General features: G+C 45.8%; 16 protein-coding genes. 6 read left to right on the top strand and 10 right to left on the bottom strand.

Features of this window, described 5'->3' with window-relative positions; translation table 11 throughout:
* Positions 1-155: 155 nt before the first annotated feature.
* The 5 genes from ACKI5J_RS01415 to ACKI5J_RS01395 form a co-directional block, all read right to left on the bottom strand.
* On the bottom strand, positions 156-3,314 hold the full coding sequence (locus tag ACKI5J_RS01415) for an efflux RND transporter permease subunit (RefSeq protein ID WP_407425756.1): 3,159 nt from the start codon (positions 3,312-3,314) through the stop codon (positions 156-158).
* A 14-nt stretch (positions 3,315-3,328) separates the two neighbouring features.
* Positions 3,329-4,393 (bottom strand): efflux RND transporter periplasmic adaptor subunit, encoded by a 1,065-nt coding sequence (locus ACKI5J_RS01410; protein ID WP_407425754.1) that lies wholly within the window; start codon positions 4,391-4,393, stop codon positions 3,329-3,331.
* Positions 4,394-4,461: 68 nt separating this feature from the next.
* Positions 4,462-5,826 (bottom strand): TolC family protein, encoded by a 1,365-nt coding sequence (locus ACKI5J_RS01405; RefSeq protein ID WP_407425752.1) that lies wholly within the window; start codon positions 5,824-5,826, stop codon positions 4,462-4,464.
* Positions 5,827-5,880: 54 nt separating this feature from the next.
* On the bottom strand, positions 5,881-6,546 hold the full coding sequence (locus ACKI5J_RS01400; protein WP_407425750.1) for a TetR/AcrR family transcriptional regulator: 666 nt from the start codon (positions 6,544-6,546) through the stop codon (positions 5,881-5,883).
* 49 nt (positions 6,547-6,595) lie between these two features.
* Positions 6,596-7,240, bottom strand: a complete 645-nt coding sequence (locus tag ACKI5J_RS01395) for a TetR/AcrR family transcriptional regulator (RefSeq protein ID WP_407425748.1) — start codon at positions 7,238-7,240, stop codon at positions 6,596-6,598.
* Between the two features lie 97 nt (positions 7,241-7,337).
* Here ACKI5J_RS01395 and murB point away from each other — a divergent pair, with 97 nt between their 5' ends.
* From murB to ACKI5J_RS01380, 3 genes are all read left to right on the top strand, one after another.
* Positions 7,338-8,354 carry a UDP-N-acetylmuramate dehydrogenase gene (murB, locus tag ACKI5J_RS01390; protein ID WP_407425746.1) on the top strand — a complete coding sequence of 339 codons (1,017 nt, stop codon included), beginning with the start codon at positions 7,338-7,340 and terminating at the stop codon, positions 8,352-8,354.
* 131 nt (positions 8,355-8,485) lie between these two features.
* The gene (locus tag ACKI5J_RS01385; protein WP_407425744.1) at positions 8,486-9,025 is read left to right on the top strand and encodes a sigma-70 family RNA polymerase sigma factor; all 540 of its coding nucleotides are present in this window, start codon (positions 8,486-8,488) and stop codon (positions 9,023-9,025) included.
* Positions 9,026-9,205: 180 nt separating this feature from the next.
* Complete coding sequence (locus tag ACKI5J_RS01380) at positions 9,206-10,177, top strand: polyprenyl synthetase family protein (protein WP_407425742.1); 972 nt, start codon at positions 9,206-9,208, stop codon at positions 10,175-10,177.
* Positions 10,178-10,180: 3 nt separating this feature from the next.
* Here the strand turns inward: ACKI5J_RS01380 and ACKI5J_RS01375 are convergent, their stop codons facing one another.
* The 3 genes from ACKI5J_RS01375 to recJ are packed head-to-tail and all read right to left on the bottom strand — an operon-like array spanning position 10,181 to position 14,158.
* On the bottom strand, positions 10,181-11,698 hold the full coding sequence (locus tag ACKI5J_RS01375) for a GH3 auxin-responsive promoter family protein (RefSeq protein WP_407425740.1): 1,518 nt from the start codon (positions 11,696-11,698) through the stop codon (positions 10,181-10,183).
* Positions 11,695-12,447, bottom strand: a complete 753-nt coding sequence (gene lptB / locus ACKI5J_RS01370) for an LPS export ABC transporter ATP-binding protein (RefSeq protein WP_407425738.1) — start codon at positions 12,445-12,447, stop codon at positions 11,695-11,697. The genes ACKI5J_RS01375 and lptB overlap by 4 nt, the downstream gene beginning before the upstream one ends.
* Before the next feature lies 1 nt (position 12,448).
* Positions 12,449-14,158 (bottom strand): single-stranded-DNA-specific exonuclease RecJ, encoded by a 1,710-nt coding sequence (recJ, locus tag ACKI5J_RS01365; RefSeq protein ID WP_407425736.1) that lies wholly within the window; start codon positions 14,156-14,158, stop codon positions 12,449-12,451.
* Between the two features lie 182 nt (positions 14,159-14,340).
* Between recJ and ACKI5J_RS01360 the strand changes: the two genes are divergently transcribed.
* Positions 14,341-15,111, top strand: coding sequence for an MBL fold metallo-hydrolase (locus ACKI5J_RS01360; protein ID WP_407425734.1), 771 nt, complete (start codon positions 14,341-14,343; stop codon positions 15,109-15,111).
* A 130-nt stretch (positions 15,112-15,241) separates the two neighbouring features.
* Here ACKI5J_RS01360 and ACKI5J_RS01355 read toward each other — a convergent pair whose 3' ends face one another.
* Positions 15,242-15,835 carry a YceI family protein gene (locus tag ACKI5J_RS01355; RefSeq protein ID WP_407425732.1) on the bottom strand — a complete coding sequence of 198 codons (594 nt, stop codon included), beginning with the start codon at positions 15,833-15,835 and terminating at the stop codon, positions 15,242-15,244.
* 120 nt (positions 15,836-15,955) lie between these two features.
* A complete protein-coding gene (locus tag ACKI5J_RS01350; RefSeq protein WP_407425730.1) occupies positions 15,956-17,200 on the bottom strand; it encodes an aspartyl protease family protein in 1,245 nt (414 codons plus the stop codon).
* A gap of 117 nt (positions 17,201-17,317) precedes the next feature.
* Between ACKI5J_RS01350 and treF the strand changes: the two genes are divergently transcribed.
* Positions 17,318-18,910 carry an alpha,alpha-trehalase TreF gene (treF, locus tag ACKI5J_RS01345; RefSeq protein ID WP_407425728.1) on the top strand — a complete coding sequence of 531 codons (1,593 nt, stop codon included), beginning with the start codon at positions 17,318-17,320 and terminating at the stop codon, positions 18,908-18,910.
* A 297-nt stretch (positions 18,911-19,207) separates the two neighbouring features.
* Positions 19,208-19,995 (top strand): hypothetical protein (locus tag ACKI5J_RS01340; protein WP_407425726.1); only part of this gene is annotated, 788 nt, incomplete at its 3' end.

Below are 19,995 nucleotides of genomic sequence, written 5' to 3'. Positions count from 1 at the left end.
TTAAGATTGTTACGCAACCTGTACTGTCCTGCTTCGTAATGCAAAGTTTATACATTAAACTTAATAAAAAAAGCTCAGAAAAGGATCTTTTAACCTTTTCTGAGCTTTTTGTGTATATAATTGAGGAGTAGTTCCCGCTCTGCAGGTAACGAAGCCTAGTGAACTACTTCCAGCTCCTCGTTTTCTTTCTCAGTTTCTGTCATCATCGCGTCGATGTCATCTCCCTTCTTATCCCATCCCAGGCGATGCATGATATTATCAAACGCCTCGTAAATTACCGGTACAATTACCAGCGTCAGGAACAGCGAGCTCAACAGACCACCAATGATCACCCATGCCAGACCGTTTTTCCACTCAGCACCTGCACCCGATGCAATAGCAATCGGAAGCATACCAATAACCATCGCAATAGTAGTCATCAGGATAGGTCTCAAACGGGCATGGTTGGCCATGATCAACGACTCACGCGTAGATTTACCTTCCGCTTTCTGCTGGTTGGTAAAGTCGACCAGGATAATCGCATTCTTGGCAACCAAACCAATAAGCATGATCAATCCCAATATGGTGAAGATACTTAGCGAGTTGTTGGTTAGAGCCAGAGCCAGCAAGGCACCAATAATAGAAAGAGGAATAGAGAACATCACCACAAACGGGTAAATATAGTTGTCATACAAGGCCACCATAATCAGGTACACCATAATAATAGACATCATCAATGCCATTCCCAGGGTACCAAAGCCTTCCGACTGATTCTCCATATCACCACCAAACAGATAGCTAACTCCGGTTGGTCTCTTCAGATCCTTAATCTGGGTCTCGATATCGGCAAAGACAGTTCCCGTCGGACGCCCTACCACCTGAGATTGAACCGAAACCTTAGTGCTCTTATCCTGACGTTCGAGCTGACTCGGCCCCGATCCTTCCGTTACCGTAGCAAACTGCTCCAGACGAATGCGTTCATCTTTTGAATTAATAAATGTCAGTCCGCGCACATCGTCTATGCTCTGTCTGTTGTAGTCGTCGAGCCTGATATTGATGTCGTATTCATACTCACCCTGTCTAAACTTACTGTCGGTATTCCCACTAAAAGCAGTCTGCATCGTCGCACCCACAGTTTGCAGAGACAGACCTAGCGAAGACATCTTATCCCGGTCCACCTGCACCTGCACCTCCGGATTTCCACTTTCCACTGAAAGTTTGATTCCCGTGGTTCCTTCGATCTTCTCTACTTTTCCACGTACCACTTCCGCAAATTCCATTACACTTGGTAAGTCCGGTCCCATTACGATAACCTCAACCGGCGCTCTTTCCGCACTACCCAGAATGCTCACCGGAGTAGTCGTGATTTTGGCGCCCGCCAGACTTTCGGTCAGTTCCTTCCTAACCTTGGCAGCATAGACGTCAGACTGGTCAGCACGCTCTTTTCTTTCCACCAGCTGAACCGTAATTTCAGATTTATAGGCAGTCGACTGGCTCGCACCCATACCATCACTCGTTTGACCCACTGTCGTGATCATACGGATAATTTCAGGCTTTTGATTAAGCATGTTTTCTGCCCTGGATGTCATCAGGTTTGTCTGTTCTATCGACGCATCTTTAGGCATTTCGATCTGCACAATAAACTCACCCCTGTCGCTCTTAGGGAAGAACTCGGTGCCGATATATCCGGTTGCAAGCAACGCAATGGAAGCCACCAGCATCATAAAGGTTCCCGCCAGCACAGTCTTTTTATGGGCCAGAGACCAGTTCAGTATACCCGTAATCCAGGCAGTAAACTTGTCCAGACCTCTCTCAAAGCGAAGGATCACCCGTTCGAATACGTTCTTGCCTGTAAGGTGTTCGAGTTTTCCAAAGCGCGAAGACAGTAGCGGTACGATCGTAAACGAGGTCAGCAAGCTGAGCAAAGTGGCGATGATAACAACCACGCAGAACTGCCTTAAAATGTCTGACACCAGGCCGGTACTGATGGCGATAGGAAAGAACACCACCACAATTACCAGGGTAATCGAGGTTACCGTAAAGCCTATTTCCTTCGTTGCCTCAAAGGCAGCCTTCACGCGGTTCTTGCCCATTTCCATGTGCCTGTAAATATTCTCCAATACCACAATGGCATCATCCACGAGAATACCAACCACCAGCGAAAGGCCCAGAAGAGACATCAGGTTCAGCGTATAGCCAAACATGCTGATACCGATGAACGTAGCGATCAGAGAGGCCGGAATAGATACCATTACAATAGCCGCATTTCTTAAACTGTGCAGGAAGAACAACATCACGAATGCAACGAGCACAACCGCCAATATAAGGTCATGGATAACCGCATCCGCAGATTCAAGCGTGTATATGGAGCTGTCTGATGCAATTACCAAATTAAGACCTACCTTTTCGTAATCCTGATGCAGCTTTTCGATGATAGTATGGATCCCCTTACTCACATCCACCGCATTGGCGTCCGACTGCTTGATCACTTGCAAAGCAATGGAAGCTTTCTGGTCTACCCGTGCCAGCTTTTCAACGTCCTTCTGTGCATCCTGCACGTCCGCCACGTCTCCAAGTCTCACCTGAACGCCATTCTTATCCGAAATGACCAGGTTACGCAACTCCTCAACGCTTCTGTATTTACCGGCCAGTCGTACCAGAATATCCCTGTCCTGGGTTTTTACAGATCCCGTCGGGAAATCCAGGTTAGATCCCTGGATAGTCTGTTGCACAGTAAGCAGCGATAAATTATACGCCTGCAACTTATTATCATCAATACTCACCTGTATTTCGCGCTCACGACCACCGATAATATTCACCTGTGCCACCCCGGTTACCCTGGAGATGCTCGGAACAACACGGTTGTCCATCAGGTCAAAAAAGGCCGCGTCATCCATAGTCGAAGTAGCCGACATCGTGATAACAGGAAGATCGTCCAATGAGAACTTATTCAGCGAAGGTGCTTCAGTGTCCTCCGGAAGTTCCGAAAGAATAGCGTTAACCTTCCTTTGTGCATCATTCAGCGCCAGATCCACATCCGTGCCGCTGTGCAGGGTAATCACCACAGAAGAAAGGCTCTCATACGAAGTCGCGTTCAGCTTCTTGATGTTCTCCATGGAAGCCACCGCATCTTCAATCTTCTTCGTCACCGTGTTCTCTACCTCACTAGGCGATGCGCCCGGGTATATAGTAGTAACCGAAACAACAGACGGTGAGAACTTCGGTAAAAGCTCATAACTGAGCGATGTATAACTTATATACCCCAGAAGTGATAGTACCGTAAACAGTACGACCACTATAGTGGGTCTTTTAATTGATATTTCAGCAATTTTCATCAGGGAAATTTTATTTATTTAACGTTTTCCACCAAGCTTCCGTTGACCAGGTTGATCTGTCCACTTGTAATGACCAGTTCGCCTTCGCGGAGCCCTTCCAGCACTTCGACAGTCTCACCAAATATTCTACCTGCAACGATCTTGCGCTCAGCCGCCTTATTTCCTTCCATTACAAATACGGTGTTGCTGTTCACGCTGCCCACAAATGCCGATCTCGGAATCGTCATTACCGGATCTTGTTTAGGAAACTGGAACACCGCAGTCCCATACATTCCTGCTCTTAGCTGTGAAGCCCCCTCATTAACCAGTTCGATCTCAACAGGGAAGTTCAGACTGTTATCTGCCTTGGGCGCGATGAAGGTGATCTTGCCTTTAAATTCTTTGTCTGGAAAGATGTTTGACTTAATAGTCACAGCATCTCCCGTCTTCAGGTTAACCACCTGCGACTCATTTGCGGTCACTTTCAGCTTCAGCTTAGATACATCCACAATTTCAAAAAGAGCGGTTCCTGGAGATACATAGGAGCCCATTTCAATGGATCTTTTGTTGATGATTCCAGAAAAAGGCGCCTTGATATTGGCGTCACTTGACTTTCTTTTTGATGATTGTACTGCAGCTTGTGTTGTCTTCACCCGCAGGCGTGCGTTTTCCAGCGCCTGCTGGGTTACACCACCCGTTTTAAAAGAACTTTCATAACGTGCGAGGTCTCGTACCGCATTCTGATAATTCGCTTCCGCAGTTTCTGTATCCACCACCAGCAGCTCATTATCTATACGGGCCAGAACCTGGCCTTTGCTTACGCGGTCACCTTCTTCAACGGCGATACGCGTTACCCTGCCGGAGTTCTCCGCAGAAAGCGTCAGGTCCTGATTAGAGGAGAACGTGCCGTTAGAAGAAAAGTTAAGATCTATATCGCTCAGGCTAACTTTGGCCGTTTTCACAGCCACCGCACCCTTACTTCCTTCCGCAACAACAGCCGTCTTCTCGGCGTTCTTCTTTTTATTGCTTTGAAGTACCCAGCCAATCAGAACAAGGGCCGCTACTACTGCTATAATTGTAATTACTGTATTCTTTTTCATCGACTATATTTCTTTTGAGGATCACAACCTTGGCTCCGGGTGGTATACCCCCCCGGGGGTTCAGTTTTTTAGTTTAAGAGAGATTTAATATTTCCGTTAGATTTCATTAGCTGTATTTCAGCAAGCTTGTAGTTCAGCAGAGCCTGGGTGTAACTGTTCTGGGCATCTGTTAACGCTGTCTCTGCGTTCAGCAGATCAGTGAGCGATGCCAAGCCGTTATTGTAATTGTTCTGCGTGCTGCTGAAAACTTCGCGCGCAAGGCGCATATTTTCATTCTGATTTCTAATCGTGCTCACGCTCGTGCGGAGCTGCAGCCTGGCGTTGCTGTAAGCCAGATTCAGTGCTTGTCTGTTGTCTTTCAGATCTTCTGAAATCTGATCTATTTCAATTTGCGCCTGTCTTACCCTCGACCTTCTTCCAAAGCCGTCAAATATGGGTATAGATATATTCAGCCCGATTGCTGAAGCCTCTGCCCAGTTCGCAGTTCCATTACTCTTAAACAAATCAAACTTGTTGCTGAACCCGTTCTGAGAATAATTGGTGATAAATGAAAGCTTAGGGTAGTACTCCGCTACTTTAGACTTCTTCTGATAAATCAAAAGCTCTTCCTGTTTCTTCAGCAGCGCATACTCCGTCAGTCCCGAAACATTTACCGTATCAGCCAAACTATTCGCACCCTCTACAATCTGGTTAAGTTCTGCATCAGGTAATTCCACGGAAACACCTATAGGCATACCAATATAGTACTTTAGCGTGTTTTCCTGCTGTACAGCAGCCTTTGCAAGCTCATCGCGTTGCGTTTGAAGGTTCGTCAGACTTACCTTCACGCGGTCCACGTCGATCCGTGTCGCCAACCCGTTTTTATACTGGTCGCTTAATATTTTTTCAGTCCGTTGCAAAGAGGATATGTTCGCATCGATCGCTTCAATCTTTTCACGACTTACCAATACCTGGTAGTAGGCAGAAGAAACCATTTGCAATACATTTTCTTCACTCAGATCGACATTAAGCTGGTAATACTCTTCTCCCGCTCTCGCCGCTTTCAACCCGGTGAACACACTCTGATTAAAGAGTTGTTGACTCAATTGCACCTGGGCATTCGCTGTATATTTCTGTCCGAAGGTTACCAGTATCGTTTCTCCCGGTCTTCCCAGGATTTCGCCCGGTAGAGGAGTTTTCTGCAACAGCAGGTTGTCATTCAGGCTACCCGTTGCCGTAATCTGCGGCAGTGCCTGAGACCTTACTTCTGCGGTAAGCTCTTTTCCTTTCTCTGCTTCCAGGCGCGCCTTGCGAACGGATGCATTATTCTTAAGGGCAAAGTTGAGTGCTTCTTTGAGAGATAGCTGTACGGTCTGTGCCTGGACTGATCCCACACCCAATGTGCATGCCATTACTAAGGCCGCAATAAGCGTGTTTATTCTCGGTCTATTCATCTTCTTGTAATTCTCGTTGTTATAAGGTTATTTGATCAATAAGTAGTGTTCGTGTTACAATGTCTCGCCATGAGAGCCAAAAAATTTCAATCCGGACAGAAAAACTTTGCTGAGCTCGTTTTGTCTATCGAAGATCAGATCGAACTCCTCATCTCCAGGTGAAAACTTATTTTTTATCGGTATAAGTACAAATACACTTAGTCCGGTGATCGCATCAAGGTATAGTCTGCCCATCTTATCCGCATCAACAGAGGCGATCTCGCCCGCGTTCGCGGCCTTGGTGATCAGCCCGGCAACCAGAGCCGACTCTCTTACTCTCGCTTGTTCCATTACCCCGTAACAGGCATTTTGTATCTGACCAGCTTCGGGAGATGTTTCCGTAAGGTTCAGCATGAAATATCGTTTCATGAATTTCTTGCGACATACCAGTAAAGTGGTAAACTCCTCTTCAAGGCTTTGGAGTGTCAATAGTTGCGCCTCCAACTCATCAAAGTATTCCGTCATGATCTTTTCAACAACTGCAACGACCAGACTCATCTTGTCCGGAAAGTAATGATAAAGTGAAGGTTGCGTAACCGATATGTCATCAGCAATTTCATTCATCGTGGTCTTCTGAATGCCAAAGTGTGAAAAGCGCTTGATGGCACTGTCCACTATTAATTCCCTTTTCCTGTCTATTTCGCTCACTTTATTCTTTGACTTTTTTAATAATTTAGTCAAAAGTACGGCAAGAAAATGACTTATTCAAGTTTTTTTAGCAGCAAATAAATTATGATATTTCGGAGACAGTGGTAGCTTCCAGGCCTTTAAGGAAGATTTCCCCCAATTTCTTCTGACGGCTGAGAATGCTGTCAAACTGTTCCTTCTCGGGCAAGAAGCCTTTTGTATGGCGTTTCAATACGGTAAAATAGATGCCCGAAAGGGCGTCCTTCAGGAGAGCAGCGGTTTCATCGAGGTCTTCGACCTCAAACTCTCCTGCAGAAATACCTATCTCGAGGACTTTCTTCAATACCGTTAGCTCAGAATCCTTCGCTTTAACAAACATACACATCAGGTTACCGGGCAGCTCGGTACCGGTAATTTTTGTAAAGTCCAGTAAATTATAGTACTTGGTGATAAAGGCTTGTCTCTTGTCCAAACATTTTTTCAGAGCCTCGTGACTGTTGGTTGCGCTCCCCACATCCTTTCGCATTTCAGCATCCATCGTTTCGATGATATTCTTTAACACTGCCGAGTAAAGGGAAATCTTATCAGGAAAATAATAGTATAGCAGTGCTTTGGATAAAGAAAGGTCATTAGCAATTTCCGTCATTGTCGTTTTAGAAAGTCCGAAATGAGCAAACCGTTTAAGTGCAGCGTCTATTATTAAATCCTTTTTCCTGTCCTGATTTTCCACGTTTCCAAAATTAACCATTATTCTTTTACGAATGCTATAATACACAAATAATGCTAAGGTTTTAATTTTCTGAAATTTGATATTTAATCCGAAATTCGACCCAAACTAATATAAGATGCATTCTATCGCCGAGCAGGTTTCCCTTAAGAATTTGAATACGTTTAGAGTTGAGGCTCGTGCCCGCTGGTTTACCGACATTTATAAAGAGGAGGAACTTAAAGAGCTTTTCGCCGAAGGCCGATGGAGAAACATCGATCGGTTCATTATGGGTGGCGGTAGCAATGTCTTGTTCACGCGCGACTTTAACGGACTGATCATTAAGATGCGCATCCCCGGTATCACATACCATATAGAAGGTGACAGCGTTTATGTGACCGCAGGTGCCGGAGTTGTCTGGAATGATCTCGTTCATTATTGTGTGGAGCGGGGTTTTGCTGGCATCGAAAACCTAAGCTTGATCCCCGGCACGGTGGGAGCTTCGCCCGTCCAAAACATAGGTGCCTACGGAGTCGAGCTCAAAGACGTTTATCACTCATGCAGGGCTTATCATATCGAAAGGGGAGAGATCTTAACCTTTTCAGCTGCTGATTGCAAATTCGACTATCGCGATAGCATTTTCAAACGCGAGCTTAAAAACCAGGTCATCATTTCCTCCGTTACCCTTAGATTAAGCCTGGTTCCTCAAATCAATATATCGTATGGTGCGATTCGTCAGGAGCTGGAAGCCCGCGGCATCACCCAGCCGGATATTCAGGATATATCCCGGGTGGTATCCAGTATACGGGTGGAAAAATTGCCTGATCCCTCGACCATCGGCAACGCAGGAAGCTTTTTTAAGAATCCGGTTATCAGTGAACAACAATTTGTACAGCTGAAGTCTGCTTTTCCAGACATAGTACACTACTGTCTACCAAATAGTACAGTAAAGCTGGCCGCGGGGTGGATGATCGAAAAAAGTGGGTGGAAAGGAAAACAAATTAAAGAAACAGCAACCTGGAAAAATCAGGCGTTAGTTATAGTGAATGCCGGAAATGCTTCAGGTTCAGAGATATATCATTTTTCTGAGGCGATAATTAATGATGTTAAAGAAAAGTTCAACATCACTCTTGAGCGCGAGGTCAATGTCCTCTAGCCCCCCGTGTATGCGTAAAATCGCCTTTAAATATCCATTAACATCTGCACCTTTTAACGTTTTCTTCCTTCTAGCATAGTGTTTGTATAGATGATAGCGTAACTGTTAATCATCTATAAAAACTTTATAATATGACTAAGATCGAATTCAACACTATGGTAATGCACCAAGCCAGTTCTTTAAGAATGTATGCTTTACATTTCACTCATGATGCTGATGACGCTAACGACCTGGTTCAGGATACCCTGCTAAAGGCGATAACATATTATAATAAGTTCAAAGAGGGTACTAATCTAAAGGGATGGCTGTATACTATCATGAAGAACACCTTCATCAATAACTACCGTCGCTTTGTAAAGATCAGTTCGTTCGTTACCAAGTCTGATGAGATATCTTCTGCAAACCTGGTGTTTTCTTCGACCAAAAACCAGGGAGAGTCTAAGTTTATTATGGATGATATTAAAAACGCATTAGGTAAACTTCCCGAAGAATACTATGTACCTTTCAGCATGTACTTCGAGGGTCATAAATATCATGAAATTGCCGATTACCTGGCAATTCCAATCGGTACCGTCAAGACTCGCATTCACGTAGCCAGAAAGCTTCTTAAAAAGAGCCTTAAGCCTTACGATAACGGAGTTAAAAAACCTGTATACGCAGAAGCGGAATAAAAAAGCCCCTATTTCTAAACTCAACTATAGAAACCCCTGATCATTTCAGGGGTTTTTTTATGGATTTTTCTATCCGGCTGCAGGCTAATTAATCGTTTAAACACGGTAATATATAATAATTAACTATGTTTGCAATCGACCTGTCTTGCCAAAGACGGGGAATCATGTATTCAGGCGTTCATGTCAAAGTTAGACGAAATAAAAAGACCCATAGAGCAAGAGCTGGAAGCATTTGAAGAGAAGTTTAAGTCTTCTATGAAAAGCACCGTTCCTTTGCTTGATCGGATTACTCATTATATAGTTAAAAGAAAAGGTAAGCAGATAAGGCCCATGTTTGTCTTCTTCTCTGCCAGTCTCTGCGGTGGAATAAATGAATCTACTCACCGCGGTGCCGCACTTGTAGAACTGCTTCATACGGCTACCCTGGTACATGATGATGTTGTCGACAATTCGTATGAACGTCGCGGTTTTTTTTCTGTTAATGCACTCTGGAAGAATAAAATAGCTGTGCTTGTTGGCGACTACCTGCTCGCTACCGGATTATTGTTGTCTATCGATCATGACGATTTTCACCTGTTAAGAATTGTTTCCTCTGCTGTCAAGCTGATGAGCGAGGGCGAACTCCTTCAAATTGAGAAGGCAAGACGGCTCGATATCAGCGAAGATATTTACTATGAGGTAATTCGCCAGAAAACAGCGTCGCTGATCGCTTCATGCTGTGCTTGCGGCGCGGCATCTGCGGGAGCCGATATCGAGACGATTGAAAAAATGCGCTTATTTGGCGAGAAGATCGGAATGGCTTTCCAGATCAAGGATGATCTTTTCGATTTCGGAACGGATGATGTAGGTAAACCGCTCGGTATCGACATCAAAGAAAAGAAAATGACGCTTCCGCTGATTTACTCATTAAGTAAAGTAGAAAGAAAGGAAAAGCAGCGTATCATTAACCTGGTGAAAAATCATAATGAGGATAACGCTAAAGTAGAGGAGGTTATCACCTTTGTACGAAATAACGGAGGTCTTGCTTATGCCGAAATGCAGATGCACCGATACCAGGACGAAGCTTTCCAGGTGCTACACACATTCCCGGAACATAGCGCACGTACGGCTCTCGAACAGTTGGTACGCTTCACCACCGAGCGAAAGAAGTAATCCTTACCTGCTCGTAATCTGCTCCAGGATCTGCTCCACATAGGTCCGCTCGTTAGCTAGCCGGGGTACCTTATGCTGGCCGCCTAACTTACCTCGTGTTTTCAACCATTGATAGAAGGTGCCTTCAGGGGCTACATGGACCAGTGGCCGGCGCAAGGCCATATCTTTAAACCGTTTTGCATCATAATCCGAGTTTACTTCTCTTAACGTGTTATCCAGAATGTCCGTAAAGCGCTCAATGTCAGAAGGCTGACTGTCGAACTCGATAATCCACTCATGTCCGCCGTTTTCATTGTCGCTGAAATAAATCGGACAGGCCGTAAAATCCCTCACTATTGCCCCCGTCTGCGTACATGCTTCTGTCAACGCCCTTTCGGCGTTATCAACAATAACTTCCTCGCCAAAAGCATTGATAAAGTGCTTTGTCCGGCCTGTTATCTGAATTCTGTACGGCGAGATGGACGTAAACTTAATCGTATCACCGATCATATAGCGCCACAGGCCTCCGTTAGTCGAAATGATCAGCGCGTAGTTTTTTCCTAGCTCCACTTCCGACAAGCTTTTGGTTGCCGGATTTTCTTCCCCAAAGTTTTCCATCGGAAGAAACTCGTAGAAGACACCGTAGTCGAGCATAAGCAACATCTCTTCTGATCCAGGCAAATCCTGAATCCCGAAGAATCCTTCGGACGCGTTATACGTTTCCAGATAATACATGGATGACGATGGGATCAGTTTTTTGAATTGCTCCCTGTACGGTCCAAATTTAACGGCTCCATGAACATACAGTTCCAGGTTTGGCCAGATCTCCAGAAGATCTTTTTTACCGGTAATCTCCATGACGCGCTTCGCAAGTACCACCGTCCAGGTCGGCACTCCGGCCATAGACGTTACATTGACATCAATGGTCGCATGTGCCATCTTTTCAATTTTCTCCTCGTAATTGTCCATCAAACTGATCGACATATCCGGAGTACGGTGGAATTCCGCCCACATGGGTAAGTTTTTAATCAGCACAGCAGAAATATCTCCGTAGGAGATATCTTCGTTAAACTGATTTACTTTATGGCTTCCCCCCAAAACGAGCGACTTGCCCGTGAACATTTGAGTGTCAGGCTTATTATTGCAATAGATGGAAATCATATCTTTTCCACCCTTGTAATGACAATCTTCCAGTGACTCAGCACTCACCGGAATGAACTTGCTCCGGTCATTCGTGGTGCCGGATGACTTAGCAAACCACTTTACTTCAGAACCCCAAAGAATATTCTGCTCACCTTTCATCATCCTTTCAATGTAAGGTTTCAGCGTTTCGTAGTTTTGCAGCGGCACCCTCTGCTTGAATTGCTCCTGATTGAAGATCGAGTCGTAGTTATACAGTTTTCCCCATTCAGTCGACCTTGCAGAAGATATCAGCGTGCGAAATACCTCATCCTGCACATCATGCGGATGATTCATAAACAGCTCTATCTGGTCCATTCGTTTTTTCATGAACCAGGTTACAATCGTATTTACAAGTGTCATAAGGGAGCGGGATTGCTATTCTTCTTTTTACGCAGTTCAAAGTGTTGACCAAGATAAAATTTTCTGGCCATTTCATTATTGGCGATCTCCTGTGGAGTGCCGGTAAGCATTATTTTTCCTTCCGTCAGCAAGTAAGCACGGTCGGTTATCGACAGTGTCTCCTGCACGTTATGGTCGGTTATCAGAATGCCGATATTGCGGTCTTTTAGTTTAGATACAATGGATTGAATCTCTTCTACCGCAATCGGGTCAACCCCTGCGAAGGGCTCATCCAGAAGGATAAAATTCGGGTCAGCTGCGAGGGCTCTTGCGATCTCTGTACGTCTCCTTTCTCCCCCCGAAAGCAGGTCGCCTCGGTTCTTTCGGACCCTGTTCAAGCTAAACTCAGAGAGGAGTTCTTCCAGTTTGTCTTTTTGCTGCGCCTTGGTCAGTTTAGTCATTTCCAGTACAGCCATCACATTGTCTTCCACACTAAGCTTTCTGAAAACAGAAGCCTCCTGTGCAAGATAACCAATCCCTTTCTGCGCCCTCCGGTACATAGGGTCGCTGGTGATATCTTCAGACTCCAGATAGACGTGTCCCTCGTTCGGCTTGATCAAACCTACGATCATATAGAATGATGTGGTTTTTCCGGCACCGTTTGGCCCCAGCAGTCCCACAATCTCACCCTGTGCAACCTGAAAGGATACATCGTTCACAACCGTGCGCTGCTTATATTTCTTAACTAAGTTTTCTGCTCTGAGTATCATTTTAATTGTGTTGAGGTGTGCGCCTTACACCTTTCAAATTTAATTGAATAGAACGTTTGTCTTTCCAAAGATTCTCTTCAATTGTGTAACAAATATCAAAGGGTAGGCCCCCCTGCACGATATCCATATACTCGCCCAGTCCAAATCCAATACAATCAAAAGCGTGTGAGCTTCCCTGCTTAACAGTCATTTTAAGGTGATTGTTTCCAACTACCTGCGGACTGCCCAGGCATTCCACAGCATGGCTGATGAATACTGGAGTGGTGTTCAAGGGGCCGTAAGGCGCAAACTGATTCAAAATCCTGAAGAACTTTCCGTCAATCTTGTCCAGATCAAGGCTCGCATCAATAACTTGTTCCTGTATCAGCAGCTCGTCGGGTATCGTCTGGGAAACAATGTCCTCGAACCTTTCCTGAAAAGCCAGAAGGTTCTCTCGCTTTAATGTAAGTCCTGCAGCATATTTATGCCCGCCAAATTGCTCAAAAAGATCACTGCATGAATTCAATGCCTCATATAGGTCAAAGCCAATAACCGATCGGGCTGATCCTGAGATATGTCCGTTTGACTGCGTCAGTACAATCGTAGGTCTGTAATATTTCTCAGTTAGCCGGGACGCCACGATACCGATCACCCCCTTATGCCAGCCTTCATTATAAACCACTGTGGTTTTCCGGTTCCAAAGCGCCGGATCAGCAGCGATCATCGCAAGCGCCTGCTCCGTGATGGATGCATCATGCTCTTTCCTTTCGGTATTTTTAATATTAATAACATGGCTGTGACTTCTGGCGATATCCCTGTTCTCCGAAACCAAAAGATTAACCGAGTGGCGCGCATCGTCTATTCTGCCTGAGGCATTAATACGAGGGCCGAGTGTAAACACCACGTCCGATATGGTATATTGTTTTTTTCCTGCGATTTCAATTAATGCCGCCATACCATGACAGGGCGACGTATTGAGGCGTTGCAAACCGAACTTTGCCAACACCCTGTTCTCCCCGGTAATGGGTACAATATCTGAAGCAATGCTGACCACCACGAGGTCGAGATAGCATTCCAGATCCTCAAAGGCGATATTATTGCGCATCGCAAAGGCCTGTATGAGCTTGAAGCCGATACCGCAGCCTGAAAGCTCCTTGTAAGGGTAGGGGCAATCACGCTGCTTCGGGTCGAGCACCGCTATCGCATCGGGAATAAGGCTGCCGGGCGTATGGTGATCGCAGATGATGAAGTCGATTCCAAGACTGTTTGCATAATCAACTTTGTCAACCGATTTAATGCCGCAGTCGAGCGCAATAATGAGGGTGATATTATGCTCATGTGCATAATCAATGCCCTGAGTCGAAATTCCGTAACCTTCCTTGTACCGGTCGGGGATGTAATAATCAATATGGTAGTGATATTTCCGTAAGAACCCATAAACAAGCGCAACGGATGTGGTTCCATCCACATCATAGTCCCCATAGATCAGAATCTTTTCTTTGGAAAGCAGCGCTCGTTGTATCCGCTCTACTGCCACCTCCATGCCTTTCATCAGGAACGGGTCGTGCAAATGACTCAGAGAAGGCCTGAAAAAATCCCTTGCATCCTCATAAGTAGTTATATCACGGGCGACAAGCAGAGTAGCCAGAACTTCGTCGATGTTAAGTTGATCTTCAAGTTCCTTAATAGCTTTCAGGTTCTTTAACTCCTGTTCTGCCCACCTTTTTTGCATATCTTTGTTAGGTTGTGGGGTTAAATATACTATTTAATACGTTATTATTTGCCCATGTCTTGTTAAGCAATTCATTATCAACTTATAGATTTTTCGGATGAAATCGTCATGAGCGCACCTGCTCAAAGCAATAGCAAATGTGCCTGTGGTAGCTTCATCTCTACAAAAATAAAATACATCTAATGAAAGTATACTCTTTGAACGAAGGCTCTTATTCCGTAGACAGCTCAAAAAAATTTATCCCCTTTAATCCGGAGACTGATCATCCGAAGGACCGGCCGGCTTCCTTATTTATTCATGTGCAGCCATTCCTGATAGAGCTGGATGGTAAACTGATTGTTCTGGATACAGGCCTTGGTTACAAGAATGCCGCGGGCGAACTTGTCATCCATGAAAACATCCGCAAGGCCGGCTATGATCCGGAGGAAGTAAGCACGGTCCTGATGTCGCATCTTCACTACGATCATGCCGCCGGAATGATTTACGAGAAAGACGGCAATATGCAGCTGTCCTTTCCGCATGCAGAGTATGTCATCAACCGCAACGAATGGGAAGTGGCTTATAGCGGGGCATCTTCGTCTTACCATACCAATATTTTTGATGTTGTTCAGCGGAGCGGAAGTATCCACTTTATTGAAGGTGACGGAAAGCTCACGGATAAAATCAGCTACGAGGTTACCGGGGGACACTGCCAGTTCCACCAGGTATTCCTGATCGATGATGAGGGCGATAAGTGTTTCTTTGGTGCAGATATATTGCCTGAACCTGAACAGCTCCTGAGAAGGTTTAAAGCGAAGTACGACTATGACGGTGCTAAGTCGATGGAGTTGCGGGAGCATTACGGCAAGCTGGCGGCCAAGGAAAACTGGTTATGTCTGTTCTATCATGCCAAAAAAGATTCTTTAGCCAGGGTCGAAGAGGTGGATGGTTCTTTTAAGATTCTAAAGGCTTAAAACATAAAAGAGCAAAGGCCAATGAACAGGACGGGTGCGACGGTGGGTACACGATCAGCAAGAGCCGCCTCGTAGTTGATCTATGAGGCGGCTCTTTACAAACTATCTTGGCTTAATAGCTTCCTGAATATTACTTCTTCGCTACCAGATTAAAGTCTAGCGTAAAATCATCGTAAATAGCCTTGTCTCCAATGCTTTCGAAGAAGCTCTTAGAATTGTAACGGATATCGTATTTCGTTCTGTCTACTTTAACACCCTTCGCTACGGCAACAACTGCGTTATTTTGTCTTTTTACTGTCGCAGGGAAAGTAAGGGCCTTAGTGATTCCCTTAATGGTAAGATCACCAGTGATATTTACCTGATTAGCACCAGCAGGAGCAACTTTAGTAATCTTAAAAGTTGAAGTTGGATATTTCGCAGTTCCGAAGAAATCATCAGCTTTCAGGTGTCCTTCCAGTTTCTGAGCAGTTTCTCCCTGAACGTCAGTAGCCACGATGGAGTTCATATCGGCAGTGAATGAACCGCCGGCTAATTTGTTCCCGTTGAAGTTCAAGCTGCCTGAAGACAAATTGATTGTTCCGAAGTGCTTACCTGTTACTTTTTCACCTAACCATTTAATAGAAGAGTTCTTGGTATCAACAGTAAAAGATTCTGTTTTTAAAGCTGGCTTGAACGCCGAAAATAAGCCGATTGCTGCAATGGCTAATACTGATGTTAATTTCATTTTCATATACATTATGATACAAAAATAAACATCTTTATTATAAATAGATGTTGCAACATCTATTTCCTCTGAAAATGACAGTTCGTTCACATTTCTTTCTTGTATCCTGCCCCTTACCGTTCATATCCGCCGTTTCAGTTTGAGCATGACAAACCGTCGGTCTCCCTTACTGTTAATTACGTATAGGATAAAGGTCCTGCCGGCTCTGGAACTGAACATGCTATTAATCTCTTCCATATTGATTTCACGGACCGGTCGGAAATTGATGCTGAGGATTTCATCTGATACCTGCAGTCCCGCACTGTCTGCTGCAGAATTTATTTCCACCCGGTTAACCAGTATGCGCTTGAAGTCCGGCGCCCTCGTGACCAGCTCCAATCCACTCATATCATGTTCAAATGGCTCCTTATAGTTGGGGGCAGGGCGGAGGTACACCTTTCTTCTGCTATAGTCGAACATGACGCGGAACCTCTTGAGGATCGGGTTTCCGAGATTGCCGTGCCGGTCGGGGAATCCCGACCTCTTCAGGACTTCCTGGAACTCCGGAAAGGATGACACGACGTTTTGAAACAGATGACTGCCAATGCTAATGCTTTGTATTCGGCCGATATGTCCGTGAATAGGTCCGAGTAATCCAACTCCAAGATTAGCCTCAATACTTTTGTCGGGAGCGATAAACGACTTCTCGTCATAGCTTTCCAGAGAAACGGCGTGCCCCGCTCCAGTATCAACGATCATCTTCAGCGCTTTATATATCTTGCCGTCAAGTTCAACGGTACTTTCTATATAAGGTTTTTTATCTTCAATACTGATAGGCACTGCCGTGCTTTTTTCAGGAATGTACCGGCTTAAAAATGGACGTAGGGTAATTCGTTGGGCGGAGTATCTGATCTCGACCATGAAACTGTTAAAAAAATCGTATCCAATCAATCCATGAACCGGCATTCCAAGTGTTTCAGAAAGCTCCAGAAGGTCCTCGTTAAGAATGATCACATTCATGGAATGGGCTACCGTTTTGCCGAGCCTGAGTGTTACACCGGATGCCACCGAAGCGCTCAGCTCATTACCTTGCCCGAAACCAGTAATCTTCATCTGCCGGAGACCGCTCAGGTGCAGTGAATCAATGAGCGACGGGTTCGTGATCAGGCACACACCAATCCCGGTATCCAAAAGGAAATTGAAAGGCCCTTTCCCGTTGATGGTGATCGGAACAACGATCAGGTTTTTAACCAAACGGAATCCGATGGTGTGCCGCTTTCGGTTATCCTCAAACTGAAAGCTCTGGGAGAAGCCCCCCGAAATTATCGTGCTTACCGCAGCCAATGAAATCAGCACCTTTCTGATATAGCGGAATAATATAGGCATACGGACTGGCTATATATAAATTTACGTTATTTTATCGGTCCTTTAGGAAAAGGAAATCCGCTATATGTGAAACCACTCTAATGATGCTTTGTTAGCACAACTAAATCCTTCTGAGTTATGATTTTTAAGTCCGTACCCCTGTTCATTGTCCTGTTGATCCTGAGTCTTACTGCCTGCAAGCAAAAAGTTACAACCAAACACCAGTCGCCCAGAGATCTCTTTCCCGGTTTGTTTGAGGCCGTGCAGGCCAGCCATGTGTTTGAAGACAGTAAAACCTTCACTGATTGTATTCCAAAGCGGGATCCAAAACGCATTCTCGAAGACTACCAGGAAGAGAAAGGCAAGACTGGCTTCAGCTTGAAGACTTTTATTAACAAAAATTTTGATTTGCCCGAAGTGGTAGCCAAGGACTACCAAACGAATATTCGAGCTGGTGTCGAACCCCATATCCGCTCGCTTTGGGATGTGCTGACTCGCCGGCCCGACAAGTATTACCAGTATAGCTCTCTTCTAGCACTGCCCCATCCTTATGTAGTTCCCGGCGGTCGTTTTCGCGAAGTGTATTACTGGGATTCGTATTTTACTATGTTAGGGCTGGAGGAGAGCGGGCGCACCGACCTGATCGAAAGCATGGTGAATAACTTTGCCTACCTCATCCGTACTTACGGCTTTATACCCAACGGTAACCGTACCTATTATCTAACCCGTTCTCAGCCTCCTTATTTTTCGCTTATGGTAAAGTTATTGATGGAAAATAAAAAGCTAAAAGGTGATTCGGTGCTGAAGGCTAATCGCGATGCCCTTGAGCGGGAATACAGTTTTTGGATGAACAATAAAGGGGCAAAGAAAGGCGCCAATCTGCATGTCGTGTTTATGCCCGATGGCGAGAAGCTGAACCGCTATTTCGATTCAGGCGACTGGCCCCGGGAGGAAGCTTACTCGGAAGATGTGGCAATCGCGGCGAACAGCTCCGCTTCTAAAACCGATGTATATCGCCATCTGCGCTCTGGAGCGGAGTCGGGCTGGGACTACAGCAGTCGGTGGTTCAGCGATGGCAAGACATTGAACACCATCCAGACAACAGATATCATTCCCGTCGATCTCAACTCCCTCTTATACCATCTGGAGGTGATGCTGGCCAAAGCCTATCAAATCGGCGGAGACGACAAAGCCAAAGATTTTATGATCAGCTCCGCGGAAAAACGCAAAATTGCCGTTATGAAGTATTGCTGGGATAAGCAGGCTGGCTGGTTCCGGGACTATAATTGGAAGACGGAGAAGATGACGCCCTCTATGAGTCTGGCAGGTGTTTATCCTATGTATTTTAATATGATAGCTGTTGGTCGTGCCGATACCCTGGCGAATACCCTGCAGCAGCAGTTTCTTAAGCCGGGAGGCCTGGTTTCGACTCTTGCCACTACAGGTCAGCAGTGGGACGCACCTAACGGCTGGGCTCCGTTACAATGGATGGCAATTGCCGGCTTGTCTGCTTATAAGAAAGAGGGGTTATCCAGGGAAGTGTCGCGAAGATGGAGCAGTTTAAATGTCAGCGTTTTCAACAAGACGGGCAAGCTGATGGAGAAGTACAATGTGGTTGATACTGCTGTCTTCGCCGGAGGCGGGGAATATCCTAATCAGGATGGATTTGGGTGGACGAACGGCGTTTTGCTGAAAATCCTTGCCAGACAAAAGAACCAAAGTATTCAGTAAGCTTCCCGGTTTTGGGGGGCTAACTCGTGGCTGACCACTGTCTTACTGCGTCTATATCCTGGCGTATAAAAAGCGCCTTGCAGCCGGGGTGAGTCCGACTTTCGAGCTCAAAACTCGGACTTATCCCGGCATAATTCCCGGTCCTGCTGGGCTTCATATCGATCAACCTGTGCAGAAAACCCCTGAAATGTTTATTCAAGGTGTGGTTTTTTTGTAATTTATTTTCCTTCTAAATTTCAGATTTCCAGTTTTTTATCTGCCTCTTTCTCTACATTGCTCTCCTAAACCTTATCACTCATGGCAACAATTGACAACAAAGGAAGGATACGCGGGATGGCAGGTCCGGTAGTGTACCGGATGTACCGTGAAAAGAACATTGTTCAGGCAAAACCAGGAAAGATCAAACAAACCAAGGGCAGCATCCGGGCATCTTCCGAATTCGGTTTAAGCAGCTCGGCTGCCGCGGTGATCCGCCGGGCTTTCGAGCCGGCTTATGTCCACCAGGATGGAAAAGCGGTGAGCCGCAGTACCCAGCAGGTTTACCGAAGTCTGCGTAACAGTCTTACCGGCAGCATCGGTCAGCGTGACCTGCACGATGCCAATCTGCAGGACCTGGTGGGGATGGACTTTAACGGCGCTAGTCCGGTTTCGGAAGTATTGCAGGTCAGCCACAGCGTGCGCAGGGATGCAGAGGGCAATCTGGAAGTAAACCTGGGCAGGTTCAATCCGAGGGAAGATGTAAAAAAAGCGGCTGGATATCCAAAAAGCGCATCCCGCTACCGGATACGGCTGATGGCAGTAGCTTTCGACTTCCGGCAGGAGTATCTGGAATACCTCGATATCAAAGATCTGGATGTTCAGCGGACAGCGGTCATGGAGGCGCAAACTATTACCTTAAACGCTCAGGCAGACCCCAGCTGCATTGTCATGCTGAGCATATCGCTGCTGATGTATGACCAGGTAGGGCATACCGGCGAATACATCCTGCTGAACAGCAAAGGCTTCAGTCCCTGCGCCATTATCGCGGCTTATCAGTCCGCACAACCGGCTTCCATTGCGGCAGATCCTATCCGCCTCAGCATAGA

The sequence above is a fragment of the Arcticibacter sp. genome, assembly GCF_045629565.1.
In the GTDB taxonomy this organism is placed as follows: Bacteria; Bacteroidota; Bacteroidia; order Sphingobacteriales; family Sphingobacteriaceae; genus Arcticibacter.
This window is presented reverse-complemented; position numbering and strand designations above follow the sequence as displayed.